This window comes from Hymenobacter caeli (genome assembly GCF_013294115.1).
Lineage (GTDB): Bacteria > Bacteroidota > Bacteroidia > Cytophagales > Hymenobacteraceae > Hymenobacter > Hymenobacter caeli.
This window is the reverse complement of record NZ_JABSNP010000011.1, coordinates 13,121-32,575: the sequence shown is the minus strand read 5'-3', so window position 1 is coordinate 32,575 and position 19,455 is coordinate 13,121. Positions and strand designations below refer to the sequence as shown.

Below are 19,455 nucleotides of genomic sequence, written 5' to 3'. Positions count from 1 at the left end.
CGTCCAATTCCTGCCCAATTTTATCTTTATCCAATGCACACTTTTACCGTTATTCGTAGCACCCGCAGCCTGTTGGCCACCGCCCTTCTGGGCCTGGCCGCGGCCGGGGCCGCCCACGCGCAGGCCCCCGACGCGTCCAAGTTCATCACTAATAAGCGCCACTACCTGTTCCCGCAGCGCGACGCCGAGTCGCCGGCCGTGCAGAACGTGACCAAAAACACCGACGAGGAAGCCGACGTCGCCGGCGTCTACACGAAGTTGGCCTACCGCCCCTACGCCCAGATGCTGGCCGAAATCGACGAGCTGCGCAAGCTCCACACCTGGGCCGACACCACCTACCAGCGCCGGTTGGCCGCCCTGCCCCCCGGCGGCGCGTTGCAGGTGACCATCCGCCGCAAGGGCCCCGGCAGCGCCAACCTCGTCAACCTCGTCGTGGTGGCCACCGACAAGGCCGGCCAGGAAGTGTTCAAACTCGTGCCCCCCGCCACGCCCGGCCGCTTCTACGGCCGCGACCTCTACCAGGCCCAGGGCCTACTGCCCCTGCCCAAAGTCGAGCCCCAGGAACTGAAGGTGCGCGTCGGCGACGCCAAACTCTACCTGGCCTTCGAGTACGTGGTGACGGTGCCGCCAGTGCAGTAGCTGGGGCCCCGGAGGCTGGGCTTGTGGTGACACACAAAAAAGCCCAATAGTCAATCCAACAGCAACTGCTTGAGGCGCACATTGCGCAGCTGCTCAAGCTCATCTTGCAGCTTTTCGATGCGTTCCGGCGTCAGGTCTGCGCGTGCAAGTTCTTTGCGCACGTCGTCCATCTCTTCGTTCACAATCCGGCGCACTTCTTCGCGCTTGCGCTGCTGGATTTTCCAACCAATGAGCCGCCCAACCACTACCCCCAGCGGGGCCGCTACGATTGTGCCCACAATCCGGCCGGCCGGGTAAGGAATGAGGTTGGCTAACGCTACCAGGGCCGTACTGGCCAGGCCTTCATAACTGGAAAGGGAGGCCGGATTGCCGGCCTCCCCTTTGGGTACTTCGTCTGCCATGCCCGCTACGCTTCAACCAAGCCCAACAGTTTGCGTGCTTGCTCAGACCGGTTTTCCCGCGACTGCTCGACCCTAGGACGCTCCAATACAACGGACGCACCGGTATCAGCACGGGTTACCGTAATATGATTCGCAGAAAGCTTACCAACGACTCGGACTACCAGAGCCACCGCGCTGAGGGTACCGACAGCCAAGGGAATCAACAAGGAAAGACTAGGCATTTCCATTAGGATAAAAAGCGATGTTTTGTATAAAACAAATATATTGCACTTAAAGATGATATACTTTGCCCGCTTTGTACAATTTATTCTGATGCGAATATAACGCACTAGTCGCGTAAAGTGTTTGTAAGCTGGTTGTAATCGGCGACGTGATGCTTGCGTGAGCACTTCGTTCATCAGGTTTGATGAAAGCAAAACCGTGAATCCAACGCCACCCGCCCCATGACGCGCCCCCTCCACACCGAAAATGAATACCGGGCCGCCATGACGCGGCTGGAACACCTCATCGACCACGAGCCCGGCGGCCTGGACGAAATCAAAGCATTGGGCCACGCCGCCAACGAATACGAAAACGGCCACGGCCACCGCCCCGTCGCCCCCACCTCGCTGGTGGGCATCCTGGAGCGGGAAATGGTGGCGCGGCACCTAAAGAAACAAGAGTTGGCGGCCCTGCTCGGCGTGGCCAACAGCCGCCTGAGCGAAGTACTGAACGGCAAACGGGCCATCAACTTGGACCTGGCCAAGCGGCTGTACCAAAAGCTGGGCATTTCGGCCGAGCTTATCTTGAAACACGCTTGATACCTAGCGAATCCGGGCGGCCCCAAGCTCTACTTGACGTTTGGGCACCTCGTAATAATGCTACGTATAATATTTACTTAGGTATCCCTATTATAGCATTATAAAAGCTAACGATTTAGCGGTGGTCCAGAATGAGGTAATGCCATTAATTTAGTTAGTTGCATCAGGTAAAAAACTCTGTTTTCGAGGCACTGGATGCATTTTTAGGACATTAATTAATTGACTAAGTTGTAATATGCCACCTCACTTTTAACTACCGCCATTTTTCAAGTCTTAAAGATGATTACTTTGACATTCACGTTGAAATATTATGAAATTATAGCTAATACCATTAAATATATAAAACTTAAATAAAAGATACTCCAATATTTTAACCATTGAGGAGAAGCATTACGGTTCGAAGTATAAATAATTTGCCAGTTGTTTTTTATGAATTTAAGATTTAAAAAAATATACTGGCATTTAATAAAAAAAATATCGACATGAATAAGAAATAAGAAAGATATATTCCTGAAGACTTAATTATCCAATAAGTTGTGCCTGAAGCTAAAAAAATCAATGGAAACGTAGCCAAGGCCGCTGCACCATAAGTGGCGGTTATGTCTTTACGCGTAACAGAGAACACTATCTTCAGATAAGATTTGTAGTCCATTATCTATTTCGAAATCCAATTTTGTTGTCTATAAATCCATCAATATCATCACCCCAGACAAAGCGTGCTGCTCCATAAGTGACACCTAATCAAGCTTCACTCAAAAGTAGGCTGGTCAAAATGGGGACAATCTACCTGCTTCCCCAGTGGGCCACCCAAAATCAGCGTGCCAGCAGTATCCACCCGATACCACAAGCGCATCCAACAGTAAGCCAGCCACTGGGCCGCACCCGCTACCGCCGCAGCCGGGCCCACTGCACGGCCACCAGGGTTTTGGCGTCCTGGAAGGGCTCGGCAACCAGCGCGTCCCAGTCCATCGTGACGATTTCGATGGTTTCGTTTTCGCCGGCCATGCCGCCGCCGGGGCCGGTTTGGCGGCTTACTTCGGCGTAGTAGAGGGCGATGGTTTCGGTGCTGGCCCCGGGCGTGGAGAACACGGTGGCAATGGGCGTGAGGGCATCGACTTCGTAGCCCAGCTCCTCGTGGATTTCGCGGCGCACGGTGGCGTCGGGGCCCTCGCCGGGGTCAATCATGCCGGCGGCGATTTCCAGCACTTCCTGCTCGGGGCCGTAGCGGAACTGCCGGGTGAGGACGTAGAGCTGGCGCGCGGTGTCGAAGACGAGGGCCGCCACGGCGTTACCGAAGATGAACTGCTCGCGGGTGAACGCCTGGCCGTTGGGGGCCCGCACGGCCAGCTCGTCGATTTTGTAGTGGCCGTTGAAAACGCGCTTGCGGTCGGTAATCTGCATCGTGGGGGAGTTGTGTTGTATCTTTGTAAAAACCAGGGCCGCCGTCGGAGCAGCCCGCCGCCCGGCCGCGCCGGGCAAAGCCCCGCGCCTCGGCTGCCTCCGCGAAGTAAGCGCACCTCACCCCAACTTCTCTTTTTCAGGGAATGCGGCGGCCTCCGACGAGCCGCCAACCCCGCCCGCGCCCGGACCTCCGGCGCGGCCCCGTCCGCTTGTGCCCCCTCGCCGGGCCCCGCCAGCGCGCCCTCGTGGGCCGCTGTTTATCAACCCGATACGTAGTATTGAGTACCCAACCCAACTTATGACGTTTAGCGAATTAAACCTGATTGACCCCCTCCTCAAGGCACTGACCGAGGAAGGCTACACCACCCCCACCCCCATCCAGCAGCAGGCCATTCCGCACGTGCTGGAAGGCCACGACCTGCTGGGCGTGGCCCAGACCGGCACCGGCAAAACCGCCGCCTTCACCGCCCCCATCCTGCAGCTGCTGCACCGCTCGGCGCAGCTCGAAAAGCAGGCCCCCCGCCGCATCCGCTGCCTCGTGCTGACGCCCACGCGCGAGCTGGCCATCCAGATTAATGAGTCGTTCGGGGCCTACGGCCGCCACCTGAGCCAGATTCGCCACACCGTCATCTTCGGCGGCGTGGGCCAGCACCCGCAGGTGCAGCAGCTGCAACGCGGCGTGGAGGTGCTCATCGCCACCCCCGGCCGCCTGCTCGACCTCATGAACCAGGGCTTCGTGGATCTGCGCGGGGTGGAGATTTTCGTGCTCGACGAGGCCGACCGGATGCTCGACATGGGCTTCATCAACGACATCAAGCGCATCCTGCCCAAGCTGCCCGCCAAGCGCCAGACCCTGTTCTTCTCGGCCACCATGCCCGGCCAGATTCAGGAGCTGGCCGCCACCATCCTGCGCCCCAACCCCGTGCGCGTGGCCGTGACGCCCGTGAGCAGCACCGCCGAGACGGTGACGCAGTCGGTGTTTCTGGTGGAGGGCAACAACAAGCCCGCCCTGCTCCGCCACGTGCTCACCGACAAGGCCATCCGCCGCGTGCTCGTTTTCACCCGCACCAAGCACGGGGCCGACAAGGTAGTGAAGGCCCTGGCCCAGTACGAGATTGTGGCCGAGGCCATCCACGGCAACAAAAGCCAGAACCACCGCCAGCGGGCCCTGTCGAACTTCAAGGCCGGCAGCACCCGCGTGCTGGTGGCCACCGACATCGCCGCCCGCGGCATCGACGTGGACGAGCTGACCCACGTCGTCAACTACGAAATCCCCAACGAGCCCGAAACCTACGTGCACCGCATCGGCCGCACGGGCCGGGCCGGGGCCTTCGGCACGGCCTTCTCGTTCGTGGAAGACGAGGAGCGCGCCTACTTGCAGGACATCCAGAAGCTCATCAACCGCCAGATTGACCTGAACACCGACCACCCCTTCACCACGGCCCACGTGCGCCCCGTGGAGCTGAACGGCCGCGAGCGCATCGTCCGGCCCAAGGGCCCGGCGGGCCGGCCCCAGCGCCCCAGCCGCGACGGGAGCAGCGGTGGGGGCCGCTCCGGCGGGGCCCCCAGCGGCGGCCGCAGCGGCGGCGAGCGGTCCGAGCGCCCCGAGCGGTCGTCGGCCAACAGCAACCGGCCCTCGGGCGGCAGCCGCGCCGCGGCCGCGCCCGCCGGCGGCGGCTCCGACACCAACCGCCGCTTCGGCAGCGGCGGCCAGCGCGTGCAGGCCGGCGGCAGCGGCGGGCGTGACGGCGGCCGCCGCGAGGGCGGCGGCTCGCGCCGCAGCTCCTACTAATGACGGGAACGGAAAATTTTCTCGTTTAATCGACGATTCCCGAAGCGGGCCGGAAAACTTTTTCCGGCCCGTTTTGCTTTTTCAGTCCAGTACCTCGTCATTCGTCCCCCCTATGGCTACCACCTCGCTTCCCGTCATCCAGGCCCTGCGCGACACCGCCCAGCGCCTCGCCACCCAAACGCCCTACCAGTGGGGCCACATGGGCAGCTGCAACTGCGGCCACCTGGCCCAGACCGTCACGAAGCTGACCAAGGGCGAAATCCACGCCCGGGCCATGCAGCGCTACGGCGACTGGGAGCGGCAGCTCGTCGACTACTGCCCCGCCAGCGGCCTGCCCATCGACGACACCATCGACGAGATGCTGGCCCTGGGCTTCACCCGCGCCGACCTCACCCACCTCGAGCGCCTCGCCGACCCCACCATCCGGTTCGCCATTCCGTTCGAGCGCCGCGACCAGCTGCGCCACAACCAGCGCGACGACGTGGTATTGTACCTGCGCACCTGGGCCGACCTGCTGGAGCAGCGCCTGCTGGCCGGCATCACCCTGCCCGACTTCGCCGCCCTGCCCCAGCCCGAGCTGGTGCTGGCCGACTAGCCAGTTCTACCCCAAGTATAGAAGAAACGCAAAGCCCCCGCCGGATAGTCCGGCGGGGGCTTTGCGTTTCCTATGAGGTCGGCCGCGCGGGCGGGCCGGCTTAGTTGCGGGTCACGTTGCTCTCTTGCGCCTTGCGGTACATCTCGGTGCGGTGGTCGCGCTTGTAGGCGGCGTCGGCGTTGGGGTCTTTTTCCGCGTCGGGGGCCTGGGAGCAGGCGGCGGTCAGGAACAGGGCCGCGCTGGCGGCCAGCAGTACAATTGCTCGGGTCGGTTTCATAACGCGAAGGTAGCCACCGGGCGCTAAATCGCCAACCCGCGCCACTGCCTGCCGCGTCCATTCGGCCTCTGCCCAGCAGATTCCGCAGGATAACATTTGGCAATTAACGGCACAACTTGCCCGGCCCGGCCGTAAGAAGTTGGTGGTACCATTTTTTAGCCACTGAGCTCAACTTTCTGCCTACTTATTCCATTGCCCACCCGTATCTGCTGGACTCATTTCTTTAGTAGTGTCCGCGGGGTGGGCACCGCGCAAACTGACTTTATCAAAGCCGGTCGCTCCGCCAATTCTGTTAGCACCACTCTTGGCACAAACACCAGAGCTACGCTTTACGGCCTTGACAAAAAGTTAAAGCGCAGACCTGCTATTAGTGCTCTAAGCTCGTCGCTTTAATACTAAATCTTAAGTTTTATTAGCTGGATAATTCTTGTTGATTTACAGTATTTTATGAATTTTAAATTTATAATTTCATCAACACTAAGGCTACTGGCAGCCTGCTGTGGTTTATACCGGGCTTATCAGATAGACATGCTTTTTATACTAAGGTGTTACCGATACCCCTCCAAGCCTGTTTATAACAGCTAATAAATTGCATATTTTGGACATATTTTACCCCGTACCAAATCTGTACCAAACCCGGCTAGCCCGTTGCAGTCAGCTTTACTTGAACAGGACGGTGGCAACGCGCTTGCCCCGCTAGCCCGCCTTATTCTGGTTGGTAGTCGGCAAAAGTGCCGTCGCGGTAAAAGATAACGATGCGCCGGATGGCCTTGCCCGGCTCGGCAAACAAGGCTAACTCCGGCGGTACGCTGGCTACCAGGGGAGCCGCCGCGGCTGCCGGGGGCAGCACCGGAGCCGGCGCGGGGGGCAGCGGGGGCAGCGGGTTTTCCAGGGCGGGCTGGGCAGGGGCTAGGCTGGCAGTGGCCTCCGCTACCGGGCCCGGGGCTAGCGGTTCAAAATCCGGGGAAAGTGCGGGAGTTTCCGCGGCGGGGGCCGGGGCAACGGGGCCGGCCGGGCGTTTGCGGGGGCCCGGGGCGGCTACCGCGACGGCTTTGTCCTCGGCAGCGGGCACTTCCGCCACAGCCAGCATGGGGCCCGTACCTTTCAACAGCCACGGCATGGCCAGGTCCGGGAAGGCCTCCAGGATTTTCTGCACCACTTCCAGGCTGGGCTTGTTGCGCCCCGACAAGATGTGGCTCATGATGGGCCGCGCCACCCCGATGGCGTCTGCGAACTGCGTCGGGCTCAGTTGGCGGGCCAGCAGCAGCGCCCGGATACGGTCAACCATGAAAACATAATTTATTTACAAATGTGGGGGAAATAAATTAATGTCCTGGGATACTCCTCGCAACTTCGGCTGGTTTACAATTCTATAGTTATACTAATTGAGTCTCATCTGTTTACACTTGTAATTACAAGTGTAAACAGATGAGACTCTTGTGCTTTGCCATTTGCGGTCCCCAGCCTAAAACAGAAAAGGCCCAGCTTGCCGAGCAAGCGGGCCTCTTGAAATGGTCGGGGCAGAGTTAGCCTCCTTGTCCGCTAGCCACTTTTGCCAGCGGCGGCGGGGCGGGCCAACGGGGCGGGCTGCGGCCGGGCGGCCACCCGCACCGGCGCGGTCCCGGCGGGCTTGATGAGCAACTCCCGCGCGAGGGTTTTGTCGTGGCCGTAGATGTCGTCGCGGAAGTGGGCGTGGCCGTCGGCGTCGGCCCAGGCCGTGAGGTACACCAGGTACACGGGCAGCTTTTTGGTGAGCGTGATGTACCGCTCGCGGTGGGTAGCGATGCTGTCAAGGATGGTTTGCTGGTCCCACCCGGGCTTGTCGCGCAGCAGGTAAGCGGCCAGCCTGATGGGCTCCTCCACCCGCACGCAGCCGTGGCTGAAGTTGCGGCTCGCCTGCGAAAACAGCTCGCCGTGGGGCGTGTCGTGCAGGTAAATATCGTTCGAGTTGGGGAAGATGAACTTCGCGTTGCCCAGGTCGTTTTTGGGGCCCGGGCGGCGGCGCAGCGTGTACCGGAAGTTCTCCTGGGTCACGTTGGCCCAGTCGATGGTGGCGGGGTCGATGACGACGGCCTTGCGGCCGTAGCCCTTCACCACCTCCATGTCGAGCCGGTCGAGGTAGGTGGGATCGGCGGCAAACTTGTCCTTCAGCTCGTTTTCGATGATGCTGAACGGCACGTTCCAGTAGGGGGCCAGCACCACGTACTCCATCTTATCGCTAAAAATTGGGGTGGCCGTGAGGGCCTTGCCCACGATGACGCGCATAGTCATGGCCTCCTTGCCGCCTTCGATGACGTGCAGCCGGTACTCGGGGATGTTCACCAGCAGGTAGTCCGGCTCGAACTTTTTGGGCAGCCAGCGCCAGCGCTCCATGTTGAGCAACAACTGGTCGATGCGCTGGCCGATGGGCACGTTCAGTTCGCGCAGCGTGGCCCCGCTCACCACGCCGTCGGGCCGCAGGCCGGCGTCGCGCTGAAACGATTTCACGGCGGCTACCAGGGCCGGGTCGTACCCCAGGGCGGCGGACGTGGCCGCAGCGGCCGCTGGGCCCAGCAGCCGCCGGCGCAGGGCCGGCACCGCCGCCGAGGCCTGCCCGGGCCGCAGCACCAGGGCCTTCGGCAGGGCCGGCCACCCCCCGGCGGCCTCGCGGGTGCGGTAGGCCGCCAGGGCTTTTTTCAGGTTATTGTACTCGGGGTGCAGGGGGGCAAACTCGTAGTAGCCGTACTTGCTTTTGCGGTCGCCGAGGTAGGTGAGCAAAGCTTTGTGGAGTTTGATTTTGTTGGGCTTCACCTGCCAGGCGGCATTCTTGGCATCGTGCGGATTGGCCACGCCCCGGTAAAAATCGGACGCCCACACGAAGTAGGTGCCCGACAAGGCCACGTCTATTTCCTGCTCCAGGGCATCGCGCCGGGCCAGGTCGGGTGCTGCCTTGAATTGATTGAACAGCTTAGATAAGTCCTTAACCTGGTACTTCTTAGGATCCAAGCCTTCATCCCGGGCTTTGGCAATGGTTTGGAGCAGCTGGGCGGCCTGCGGCACCAGCGCGTTGTTCTTAAACCACCCCAGCTGGTATTGCCGCTCGCGGTAGAACTTCTTCGCCCACGGCAGCTGGCCCTGGAACTGGGGCACCGCCTCCAGGGCCCGCTGCACGTAAGCGCTGTCGAGCACCGGCTGCGGGCCCGCGGCCCCGGCAGTAGTGCCCGCGCCCGCGCCCTGCCCCCGCCGGTCGGACTTGGAACCACAGCCGCTCAGCAGCGCCGCCCCCAGCAGGCCACCGAACAACCAAACCAGGAAAGAATGAAAAAAGCGGAAACGGGGCATGCAGCGAAAATACGAAGAGGGCAACAGCCCTGGAGAGGTGCAATAATCGGGCCCTTGTACTGACCGGCCCGCGCCGGGGTTGTGCTACGGGCCACCAAGGCGGGCCGCGCAAGGTACGCCATTCGGGGCAGGCCTGCTTTTGGCGGCGGACCCCGGCTGCCCGGCCCCGTACTTTTGCCCGGCCCGGCCGGGGCCACTGCCGGCCGTTCCCCTGCCCGTTCTTTTTCCGATTTTTTCGCCCTTCCACCGCCCCGCCATGCCAACCGCTGCCCTGCCCCCCGACCCGCACAGCCACGCCGGCGACGCCCCCGCCCGGGTGCGCCACCTGGCCCTGGCCCTCACCGTCGATTTTGCCACCCGCACGCTGGCCGGCACCGCCACCTGGCACCTCGCCGAAAGCGCGGGCGACGCGCTGGTGCTCGACACCCGCGGCTTGGCCGTCGACGCCGTCACGCTGGGCCCCGGCCCCGAGGGCCCGGCCCTGCCCTTCACCCTGGGCCCCGCCGACCCGGTGTTGGGCCAGGCCCTGCGCATCGACCTGCCGCCCGGGGCGGCGGCCGTCGCCGTGCGCTACCGCGCGGGCCCCGGGGCGGCGGCCCTGCAGTGGCTGGCCCCGGAGCAGACGGCCGGCTCCGAGCCGTTCCTCTTCACGCAGTCGCAGGCCGTGCTGGCGCGCACCTGGCTGCCGTGCCAGGACTCGCCCGGCATCCGCTTCACCTACGAGGCCACCGTGCGGGTGCCGCCCCACCTGCTGGCCCTGATGAGCGCCGAGAACCCCCAGCGCCGCGACCCGAGCGGCACGTACCGCTTCCGCATGGCGCAGCCCATTCCGGCCTACCTCATGGCCCTGGCCGTGGGCGACCTGGCCTTTGCCCCGCTCAGCGGGCGCACCGGCGTGTACGCCGAGCCGGCCACGCTGGCCGCCGCCACCCACGAGTTTGCCGACCTGGAGAAAATGGTGGCCGCCGCCGAGCAACTCTACGGCCCCTACCGCTGGGAACGCTACGATTTACTGGTGCTGCCGCCCAGCTTCCCGTTCGGCGGGATGGAAAACCCCAGGTTAACATTTGTAACACCTACTATTCTGGCCGGCGACCGCAGCCTGACGAGTTTGGTGGCGCACGAGCTGGCGCACTCGTGGAGTGGCAACCTGGTTACAAATGGAACATGGAATGATTTCTGGCTGAACGAGGGCTTTACGGTGTATTTCGAGCGGCGCATCATGGAACATTTGTACGGCCGGCCCTACGCCGACATGCTGCACGTGCTGGGCCGGGCCGCGCTCCAGCACACCATCGCCGAGCTGGGGCCCGCCAGCCCCGACACCCATTTGCGCCTGCACCTGGCCGGCCGCGACCCCGACGACGGCCTCACCGAGATTGCCTACGAGAAAGGGTGCGCCCTGCTCCTGGCTTTGGAAGCCCGGGTGGGCCGCCCCCGGCTCGACGCTTTCATCGCCGCGTACTTCGCCCGGTTCAGCTTCCAGGCCATGCGCACCGACGCCTTCCTCGCCTACCTCCGCGCCGAGCTACTGGACGCGGTGCCCGGCCTCGAAGCCGACGTGCAGCTGGCCGCCTGGGTCGATGGCCCCGGCCTGCCCGCCGCCGCGGGGCCCGTGGCCGCGGCCCGCTTCGCCGCCGTGGACGCGGCCCTCGCCCGCTACGCCGCCGGGGCCGCCCCCGCCGCCCTGGCCCCCGGCACCCCCGGGTGGAGCGGCCACGAGTGGATGCACTTCCTCGGCGCCCTGCCGGCCAGCTTGCCGGCGGCCGGCCTGGCGGCGCTCGACGCGGCCTTCCACTTCACGGCGTCGGGCAACGCCGAAATTTTGGCGGCTTGGTTTCCGCACACCCTGCGGGCCGGCTACGGCGCGGCCGACGCGGCGCTGGAAGATTTTCTGCACCGCGTCGGCCGGCGCAAATTCATCGCGCCGCTGTACCGGGCGCTGCTGGCCACGCCCGGCGGCCCGGCCCGGGCCCGGCGGATTTACGCCGCCGCCCGCCCCAACTACCACGCCGTGGCCACCGGCACCCTCGACCCGTTGCTGGCCGGGGCGGCGTAGCGCCGGGGCCCGCGCTTATACCTTATATATAGGCAGCAGTTGCGCCGGGCCCAATTTCATGCCGAGCGCAGGCACGCCCGGCGCAAAATTGGGCCCGGCGGCCCGACTTTTGCCGGGGCGGGCCCAACCCGGGGCCCGGCCACCGGTTACTATGTTTTTCTGTTGAATCGATTTCCGTTGAAAACCACTCCTCCCCTCGGCAAGCTCATCGCCATCGGCGGCAACGAAGACAAGGGCACCTACCCCAATCCCCGTACCCGTCGCAAGTACTACCTCAATTTTTTCGAGCTGGGCATCCTCAAGCGCGTCGTCTCCGAGTCGGGCAAAACCGACCCGCGCATTGAAGTCATCACCACCGCCTCCATGATTCCGCAGGAAGTAGGACCGATTTACACGGCTTCCTTCGCCATGCTCAACTGCCACAACGTGGGCGTGATGGACATCCGCACCCCGGAGGACGCCCGCCAGCCCGAGTACCTCGACCGCCTGCTGGCCGCCGACGTAATCATGTTTTCGGGCGGTAACCAGACGCGCCTGCGCGAGATGTTCGGCGAAACCGATTTTCTCGACGCCATGCTGCGCCGCTACCGCGCCGAAACCCATTTCGTCATTGCCGGCACCAGCGCCGGGGCCATGGCCATGTCGCAGCACATGATTCGGGGGGGCTCGGTGCCCGACGCCCTGCTGAAGGGGGCCGTGAAGATGGGGGCCGGCCTGGGCCTGCTGCCCACCGCCGTCGTCGATTCGCACTTCGTGAAGCGCGGCCGCTTCGGCCGCCTCATCGAAGCCGTGAGCCTCTACCCCCGGCTCATCGGCATCGGCCTGGGCGAAGACACCGGCGTGCTCATCACCAGCGGCAACGTGGTCGAAACCATCGGCTCCAACCTGGTCATCATCCTCGACGGCCACAACATTGTGCACAACAACGCCGCCGCCGCCAAAAAGGGCACCGCCCTTTCCGTGGAAAACCTCGCCATGCACGTGCTGGCCAAAGGCAACGTGTACCACATCGACGAACGAAAGTTTTACCCAAGTCGGGATCCTGAATAGACCGGATCAGAGAAATTTATTTATTTTATATAGTTACTTCCTATATTTATCCCTCATACTGTTCGCTTTTGTACGGGTGGGCGATGAGCTGGCGGTTCCTACTAGGACCCTACGGCCCAGCCATACCCTACTGGTGTACCGGGGGCCCGCGCAAGGCTTCTTTCTTGCCACAAAAGGCAACCCCAGCACGTCCTCCCCACTCTTTAAAAAAGCCAGGGCTAGTCGTAAAAAAATTAATGGATTTTTTATATAAAGTCTATTTTTTTTAACTGCTAAATTCAGTTTAAAAAAAACTAATCCACGAGTACTACATTTATAGCGTTATCTATACAATGTCAACCTATACGGGCAGAAGTATTGCGTTTAATTCAGCGAGTATCCCACCTTCCAACAGTCACGCTTGAAGCAAATTTTATCCAGTAATAATATAATATTATGGACGCTGTTTTCCTTGGTGGTTTCGTTGCGAACGAAGCCCAGGGCCCTAAGCTGGTCCACCGGTTGGTTGAGCAAGCGGCTGCTACGTACGCTGACCGTCGGGCCGTGGTTTTTGGCGAGGAATCCCTCACCTATCGGCAGTTGAACGAGCGGGCCGACCGCCTCGGCCAAGCCTTGTTGCACCACGCGCCCGCGGCCGAGTTCGTCGGCATAAGCGCGGCCCGCGGCTTGGAAATGGTCGTCGGGATGCTGGCCATCCTCAAGGCCGGCAAAGCCTACCTGCCGCTCGACCCCACCTACCCGGCAGAACGGCTGCGGCGCATCGTGGCCGGCTCGGGGCTGACGGCCTGCGTGGCCCCCGCCGCCGCCACGGATTTTTTTGCCGGGCTGGGGCTGGCCGTCGTGGCCTCCGACGCCGACTACGCTTTCGCCGGCCAGGCGGTGCCCTCGTACAACGCCACGGTGTGCGTGCTGTACACTTCTGGCTCGACCGGGCAGCCGAAGGGCGTGTGCATGACCCAGACCGGCCTTGTTCAGCTGATGGACTGGCAGGTGGCGCACAACCAGGCCCAGCCGGGGCTGAACACGCTGCAGTTCTGCCACCTCACGTTCGACGTCTCGTTTTTGGAAGTGTTCCTGCCGCTCGTCAGCGGCGGCACCGTGCACCTGATTGACAACACCCACCGGCTCGACGCGGGCCAGCTGCTGGCCTACCTGCGCCGCGCCGACATCCACCGGGCCTACCTGCCCTACGTGGCCCTGCAATACCTGGCCGAGGCGGCCACCGCCGAAAACCTGTTCCCCGAGGCCCTGCGGGAAGTCATCATCGGCGGCGAGCAGCTCAAAATCACGCCGCAAATCCGGGGGCTGTTCGCCGCGCTGCCCGCCTGCACGCTCATGCACGTGTACGGCCCGGCCGAGGGCAGCATCTGGGTGACGGAGCACAAGCTGCCCGGCCGCCCGGCCGACTGGCCCGACCTGCCGAACATGGGCTGGCCGGTGGTGGACGCCGAGCTGCTGATTCTGGACGAAGACCTGCGGCTGCAGCCCGCCGGCAGCGGCGGCGAGGTGTGCATCGCGGGCAACGCCGTGGCGGCCGGCTACCTAAACCAGCCCGCGCTGACGGCCGAGCGGTTCCTCACCTGGCCCCACCCGCAGAAAGGCCCCACCCGCATCTACCGCACCGGCGACATGGCCCGCTACCTGCCCGACGGCAGCCTGGAGTTCCTGGGCCGGCGCGACGACCAGGTAAAAATCCGGGGCAACCGCGTCGAAATCGGCGAGATTGAGGTGGCCCTGAACCGCATCGGGGCCCTGCGCGAATCGGTGGTGGTGATGCGCCCGGGCCCCGACGAGCAGAAGCAGGTGGTGGCCTACCTCGTGTCGGCTACCGGGCAGCCCGACGACGCGGCCATCCGCCAGGAGCTGGCCCGCACCTTGCCCGACTACATGCTGCCCGCCGCCCTGGTGTGGCTGGACGCGCTGCCCCGCACCGTGAGCGACAAGGTGGACAAAAAACTGCTGCCTGCCCCCGCCCTGCTCCGGCCGGCCTCGGCCGGGCCCTACCGCCGGCCCGCCCCCGGCCTGGAGCACAGCGTGGCCGACTTGTGGCGCGGCTGGCTCCAACTCGACCGCGTGGGGGCCGACGACAACTTTTTTGAGCTGGGCGGCAACTCGCTGCTGGCGCAGAAAACGGTGGCCGCCCTCAAGCAGCTGGGCCACGCGCTGCCCATCACCAAGCTCTACCAGTTTCCCACCGCGGCGGGCGTGGCCCGGTACCTGGCCCCGGCGGCCGGCGCGCGCCCGGCCGCCGCGCCCCTGGCGGCCGGGCCCGCGCCGGCCGCGCCCGGCCACGCCGACGTGGCCATCATCGGCATGGCGGGCCGCTTCCCCGGGGCCAACACCCTGGCCGAGCTGTGGGACGTGCTGCGCGAGGGCCGGGAAACCACCCGCTTTTTCACCCTGGAAGAGCTGGACCCGGCCGTGCCGGCCCACGTCAAAAACGACCCGCTGTACGTGCCCGCCCGGGGCATCCTCGACCACGCCGACCGGTTCGACGCGGCCTTTTTTGGCCTGAACCCCCGGCTCGCGTCCGTGATGGACCCGCAGCAGCGCATTTTCCTGGAAATTGCCTGGGAGGCCCTGGAGCAGACCGGCTACCTGCCCCAGCAGCGGCCCGACGCCACGGTGGGCGTGTACGCCGGCAGCGGCAACAACACCTACTACCTGCGCAACGTGCTGCCCCGGGCCGACGTGCTGGCGCAGGTGGGCGACTTCCAGGCGATGGCCGTGAACGAGAAGGACTTCGTGGCCCTGCGCACGGCGTACCAGCTGAACCTGAAGGGCCCCGCCGTGAGCGTGCACTCGGCCTGCTCGACCTCGCTGCTGGCCGTGGCCCAGGCCGTGGAGGCCATCCGGCAGGGGCACTGCGACGTGGCCCTGGCGGGCGGCGTGAGCGTGACGGCCCCGCTGCACAGCGGCCACCTCTACCAGGAGGGCGCGATGCTGAGCCGCGACGGCCACTGCCGGCCCTTCGACGCCGACAGCCACGGCACGGTGTTCAGCGACGGGGCCGGGGTGGTGCTGCTGAAAAGCCTGGCCGCCGCGCAGCGCGACGGCGACCTGATCCACGCCGTCATCAAGGGCGTGGGGGTGAACAACGACGGCGGCGGCAAGGGCAGCTTCACGGCCCCCAGCGCCGAAGGCCAGGCCGGGGCCATCGGCCGGGCGCTGGCCGACGGGCGCATCGACCCCGCCACCGTGAGCTACGTGGAGGCCCACGGCACGGGCACGCCCCTCGGCGACCCCATCGAAATGGAAGGGCTGGCGCTGGCCTTCGGCGAGCAGCCCGCCGGGCAGTTTTGCGCCGTGGGCTCCATCAAGAGCAACATGGGCCACCTCACGGCCGCCGCCGGCGTGGCCGGCCTGCTGAAAACCGTGCTGGCCCTGCGCCACCGGCAGCTGCCCGCCTCGCTGGGCTACGCCACGCCCAACCCCCACATCGACTTCGCCCACAGCCCGTTTTTCGTGAACGCCGCCCTGGCCGACTGGCCGGCCGGCCCGGGGCCCCGGCGGGCGGGCGTCAGCTCGTTCGGCGTGGGCGGCACCAACGTGCACGTCGTCGTCGAAGAATTCATTGCGCCCACCGCCGCGCCAGCCCCGGGCCCCGCGCGGCCGGCCGAGCTGCTGGTGTGGTCGGCCCAGTCGGACGCCAGCCGCGAGGCCTACGGCCAACGCCTGGCCGACGCCCTCGGCCGGCCCGATGCGCCGGCCCTCGCCGACGCAGCGGCCACGCTGGCCACCACCCGGCCGGCGTTTGGCCACCGCCGGTTCGCGGTGGTCGCCGACGCCCCCGAACTAGTGGCGCAGCTGCGGGCCGGCGCGGCCCCCGGCACCGCCGCCACGCTGGCGGAAGCCCCGGGCGACGTGGTGTTCCTGTTTCCCGGCCAGGGCGCGCAGTACCTGGGCATGGGCCGCGAGCTGTACGCGCACGAGCCCGTGTACCGGACGGCCGTGGAGGAGTGCGCCGACCTGCTGGCCCCGCACCTGCCCGTGGACATCCGCGAGGTACTGTACGCCGCAGCCGACGATGACCCGGCCGCCGAATCGCGCCTGCGCGACACCCGCTACGCCCAGCCCGCGCTGTTTGTAACCGAGTACGCGCTGGCCCGGCTCTGGCTGAGCTGGGGCCTCGCGCCCACCGCCTTTTGCGGGCACAGCGTGGGCGAATTCGTAGCCGCGCAGCTGGCGGGCGTGTTCTCGCTGGCCGACGCGCTGGCCCTGGTGGCCAACCGGGGCCGGCTGGTGGCGGAGTTGCCGCGCGGCAGCATGCTGTCGGTGCGGCTGGCGGCGAGCCAGCTCGCGCTGCGCCTGCCGGCCGGCCTCTCGCTGGCCGCCGTCAACGGGCCGTCGGCCTGCGTGGTGGCGGGCCCCGACGAGGAAATCGCGGCCTTTGCCCAGGCGCTCGACGCGCAGGACGTGCCCAACCGGGTGCTGGCCACCAGCCACGCCTTCCACTCGGCCATGATGGACCCCGTGGTGGACGAATTCGAGCAGGTAGTGGCCAGCGTCACACTGCACCGCCCCCAGAAGCCGGTGGTTTCGACGGTGAGCGGCACTTGGCTGACCGATGCCCAGGCCACCGACCCGCGCTACTGGGCCGCCCACCTGCGGCAAACCGTGCGGTTCGCCGCCGCCCTTGACACTTTGCTGGCCGAGCACGGCCCCGTGCTGCTGGAGGTGGGGCCCGGCCAGGTGCTCACGGCCCTGGCCCAGCAACAGCTGGCCGGCCGGCCGGGCACCGCCCTGGCCAGTTTGAAAAAGATTTCCGGCACCGACCAGCCCGAATACCGGGCGCTGCTCGCGGCCCTGGGCCAACTGTGGTTGCGCGGTACCGAACCAAACTGGGCGGCTGTGTACGCCGGCCGGGGCCAGCGCCTCGCCCAGCTTCCTACTTACGCCTTTGACCGCAAGCCCTGCTGGCTCGAACCCGCGGCCGCGGCCCCGGTGCTGGCCGCCCCGGCGCTGGCCGCCCCGCCAACTCCGACTGCTATTTCTTTCCTTCCGCTGCCCAATCCCATGAGGAAATCTGCTCTGCTCACCGTCGTCAACGAATTGCTAGAAAATGCCTCGGGCGTTGAAATGAGCGGGGTGACGCCCGACATGTCGTTCCTGGAAATGGGCCTCGACTCGCTGTCGCTCACGCAGCTGGCCATTACGCTCAAGAAACAGTTTAACCTACCTATTACTTTCCGCCAACTTAGCGAGCGCTACGCCACTCCTAATCAGCTGACCGACTACCTTGACCAGGCGCTGCCGCCCGAGGCATACCGCCCCGGTACAACGGCCCCGCTGGCGGCCCCCGCGCCGGGTGCCACGCCCCTGGCAGCGGCTCCACTAGCCGTGCCCACGGGCAACGACTCGGCACTGGGCTTAATTGCGCAGCAGTTGCAGCTGCTGGCCAGGCAGGTGGCCCTGCTGCACGGTCCCGGGTCCGAAGCGTTGGGGGCCCCCGCCGCGCCCGCACCTGCGCCCGTAGCGGCGGGGCCCGGCCCCGTTGCGCCCCCGGCGGCCGCCCCGCTGCTCACGCCGGAGGAAGTCATTGAAATCAAGAAACCCTTCGGGGCCTCGCCGCGCATCGAAAAGCAAGCCAGCCAGTTAACGGCTACGCAGCAAGCGTTTTTGCAACAGCTCACGGCCCGCTACACCGAAAAAACCAAGGCCAGCAAGGCCTTCACGCAGCGGCACCGCCCGCACATGGCCGACCCGCGCGTGGTGTCGGGCTTCCGGCCCCTCACCAAGGAGCTGGTGTACCCGTTGGTGGTGGAGCGCTCGAAGGGCAGCCGGCTGTGGGACCTCGACGGCAACGAGTACATCGACATCCTGAACGGGTTTGGCTCGTGCCTGTTCGGCCACCAGCCCGATTTCGTGGCCGAGGCCCTGCACGCGCAAATCGAGCGCGGCTTCGAGGTGGGGCCCCAGCACCCGCTGGCCGGCGAGGTGAGCGAGCTGCTCTGCGAACTCACCGGCTTCGAGCGGGTGGGGCTGTGTAATACGGGCTCAGAGGCCGTGCTGGGGGCCATGCGCATCGCCCGCACCGCCACGGGCCGCTCGCTGGTGGTAGCCTTCACGGGCTCCTACCACGGCATCATCGACGAGGCCCTGGTGCGCGGCACCAAGGCCCTGCGCTCGTTTCCGGCCGCGGCGGGCATCCTGCCCGAGGCGGTGCAAAACATGCTCATCCTCGACTACGGCACCGACGAGAGCCTGCGCATCCTCGCCGAGCGGGCCCACGAGCTGGCCGCCGTGCTCGTGGAGCCGGTGCAGAGCCGCCGGCCCGAGTTCCAGCCCGTGGCCTTTTTGCAGCAGGTGCGCGCCCTGACGGCCGCCGCCGGCACGGTCCTCATCTTCGACGAGGTCATCACCGGCTTCCGCATGCACCTGGGCGGGGCCCAGGCCCTGTTCGGCATCCGCGCCGACCTGGCCACCTACGGCAAGGTCATCGGCGGGGGGCTGTCCATCGGCGTCATCGCGGGCCGGCGCGACCTGATGGACGCCCTCGACGGCGGGGCCTGGCAGTACGGCGACGCCTCGGTGCCCGAAGTGGGCGTCACGTACTTCGCCGGCACGTTTGTGCGGCACCCGCTGGCCCTGGCCGCGGCCAAGGCCTCGCTGCTGCACCTCAAGGCCGCCAGCCCGGCCCTGCAAACCGGCCTCACGGCCAAGGCCGACCGCCTCGCGGGGGCCCTCAACGCTTCGTTCGCGCAGCAGCAGCTACCCTTTTTCGTGGCCCAGTTCGGCTCGCTGTGGAAAATCAAGTTCCGCGAAGAAGTGCCCTACGCCGAGCTGCTGTTCACGTGGCTGCGCGAAAAAGGCCTGCACATCTGGGACGGTTTCCCCTGCTTCATGACCGAAGCCCACACCGAAGCCGAGGTGACGCGGGTCATCGACCTAATGCTGGAAGGCGTGCGGGAAATGGTGGCGGCCGGCTTTTTCAAGGCGGGGGCACTGGCCCCACCCGCGGCCGGCGCGGCCCCGGCGGCCGCCCCGGGCCTCAACCAGCCCCCCGTGCCGGGGGCCCGGCTGGGCCGCGACCGCAACGGCAACCCGGCCTGGTTCATTGCCGACCCCGACCACGCCGGCGATTACCTAAAAATTGAAGTGCAAGGATAATTTCTGAGGC

Annotated in this window: 12 protein-coding genes; 7 read left to right on the top strand and 5 right to left on the bottom strand. The window is 65.4% G+C overall.

The features are described from left to right. The first annotated feature begins 33 nt into the window (after positions 1-33). On the top strand, positions 34-639 hold the full coding sequence (locus HNP98_RS12515) for a hypothetical protein (protein ID WP_173810417.1): 606 nt from the start codon (positions 34-36) through the stop codon (positions 637-639). A gap of 50 nt (positions 640-689) precedes the next feature. Here the strand turns inward: HNP98_RS12515 and HNP98_RS12510 are convergent, their stop codons facing one another. Then, positions 690-1,040, bottom strand: coding sequence for a hypothetical protein (locus tag HNP98_RS12510; protein ID WP_173810416.1), 351 nt, complete (start codon positions 1,038-1,040; stop codon positions 690-692). 443 nt (positions 1,041-1,483) lie between these two features. Between HNP98_RS12510 and HNP98_RS12505 the strand changes: the two genes are divergently transcribed. Beyond that, complete coding sequence (locus tag HNP98_RS12505) at positions 1,484-1,840, top strand: helix-turn-helix domain-containing protein (protein ID WP_173810415.1); 357 nt, start codon at positions 1,484-1,486, stop codon at positions 1,838-1,840. 885 nt (positions 1,841-2,725) lie between these two features. On the opposite strand, the gene HNP98_RS12500 is transcribed toward HNP98_RS12505, so the two are convergent. Next, complete coding sequence (locus tag HNP98_RS12500) at positions 2,726-3,241, bottom strand: NUDIX domain-containing protein (RefSeq protein ID WP_173810414.1); 516 nt, start codon at positions 3,239-3,241, stop codon at positions 2,726-2,728. 298 nt (positions 3,242-3,539) lie between these two features. Here HNP98_RS12500 and HNP98_RS12495 point away from each other — a divergent pair, with 298 nt between their 5' ends. Both HNP98_RS12495 and HNP98_RS12490 read left to right on the top strand, forming a co-directional pair. Next, positions 3,540-5,033 carry a DEAD/DEAH box helicase gene (locus HNP98_RS12495; RefSeq protein ID WP_173810413.1) on the top strand — a complete coding sequence of 498 codons (1,494 nt, stop codon included), beginning with the start codon at positions 3,540-3,542 and terminating at the stop codon, positions 5,031-5,033. Positions 5,034-5,145: 112 nt separating this feature from the next. Next, a complete protein-coding gene (locus HNP98_RS12490; RefSeq protein WP_173810412.1) occupies positions 5,146-5,628 on the top strand; it encodes a hypothetical protein in 483 nt (160 codons plus the stop codon). Between the two features lie 100 nt (positions 5,629-5,728). Here HNP98_RS12490 and HNP98_RS12485 read toward each other — a convergent pair whose 3' ends face one another. From HNP98_RS12485 to HNP98_RS12475, 3 genes are all read right to left on the bottom strand, one after another. Beyond that, a complete protein-coding gene (locus HNP98_RS12485; RefSeq protein WP_173810411.1) occupies positions 5,729-5,905 on the bottom strand; it encodes a hypothetical protein in 177 nt (58 codons plus the stop codon). Positions 5,906-6,611: 706 nt separating this feature from the next. Then, entirely contained in the window at positions 6,612-7,193 is a 582-nt protein-coding gene (locus HNP98_RS12480; RefSeq protein WP_173810410.1) for a helix-turn-helix domain-containing protein, read from the bottom strand. Between the two features lie 254 nt (positions 7,194-7,447). Beyond that, positions 7,448-9,226, bottom strand: a complete 1,779-nt coding sequence (locus HNP98_RS12475) for a L,D-transpeptidase family protein (RefSeq protein ID WP_173810409.1) — start codon at positions 9,224-9,226, stop codon at positions 7,448-7,450. 256 nt (positions 9,227-9,482) lie between these two features. On the opposite strand from HNP98_RS12475, the gene HNP98_RS12470 reads away from it, so the two are divergent. The 3 genes from HNP98_RS12470 (at position 9,483) to HNP98_RS12460 (ending at position 19,445) form a co-directional block, all read left to right on the top strand. Then, positions 9,483-11,285 carry a hydrolase/aminopeptidase gene (locus tag HNP98_RS12470; RefSeq protein WP_173810408.1) on the top strand — a complete coding sequence of 601 codons (1,803 nt, stop codon included), beginning with the start codon at positions 9,483-9,485 and terminating at the stop codon, positions 11,283-11,285. Between the two features lie 177 nt (positions 11,286-11,462). Next, positions 11,463-12,335 carry a cyanophycinase gene (locus tag HNP98_RS12465; protein ID WP_173810407.1) on the top strand — a complete coding sequence of 291 codons (873 nt, stop codon included), beginning with the start codon at positions 11,463-11,465 and terminating at the stop codon, positions 12,333-12,335. A 435-nt stretch (positions 12,336-12,770) separates the two neighbouring features. Continuing rightward, a complete protein-coding gene (locus HNP98_RS12460; RefSeq protein WP_173810406.1) occupies positions 12,771-19,445 on the top strand; it encodes a polyketide synthase in 6,675 nt (2,224 codons plus the stop codon). Positions 19,446-19,455 lie beyond the last annotated feature (10 nt).

Coding starts and splice junctions, on each gene's coding strand:
- HNP98_RS12515 (WP_173810417.1), top strand. CDS start 34: ATGCACACTTTTACCGTTATTCGTAGCACCCGCAGCCTGTTGGCCACC.
- HNP98_RS12510 (WP_173810416.1), bottom strand. CDS start 1,040: ATGGCAGACGAAGTACCCAAAGGGGAGGCCGGCAATCCGGCCTCCCTT.
- HNP98_RS12505 (WP_173810415.1), top strand. CDS start 1,484: ATGACGCGCCCCCTCCACACCGAAAATGAATACCGGGCCGCCATGACG.
- HNP98_RS12500 (WP_173810414.1), bottom strand. CDS start 3,241: ATGCAGATTACCGACCGCAAGCGCGTTTTCAACGGCCACTACAAAATC.
- HNP98_RS12495 (WP_173810413.1), top strand. CDS start 3,540: ATGACGTTTAGCGAATTAAACCTGATTGACCCCCTCCTCAAGGCACTG.
- HNP98_RS12490 (WP_173810412.1), top strand. CDS start 5,146: ATGGCTACCACCTCGCTTCCCGTCATCCAGGCCCTGCGCGACACCGCC.
- HNP98_RS12485 (WP_173810411.1), bottom strand. CDS start 5,905: ATGAAACCGACCCGAGCAATTGTACTGCTGGCCGCCAGCGCGGCCCTG.
- HNP98_RS12480 (WP_173810410.1), bottom strand. CDS start 7,193: ATGGTTGACCGTATCCGGGCGCTGCTGCTGGCCCGCCAACTGAGCCCG.
- HNP98_RS12475 (WP_173810409.1), bottom strand. CDS start 9,226: ATGCCCCGTTTCCGCTTTTTTCATTCTTTCCTGGTTTGGTTGTTCGGT.
- HNP98_RS12470 (WP_173810408.1), top strand. CDS start 9,483: ATGCCAACCGCTGCCCTGCCCCCCGACCCGCACAGCCACGCCGGCGAC.
- HNP98_RS12460 (WP_173810406.1), top strand. CDS start 12,771: ATGGACGCTGTTTTCCTTGGTGGTTTCGTTGCGAACGAAGCCCAGGGC.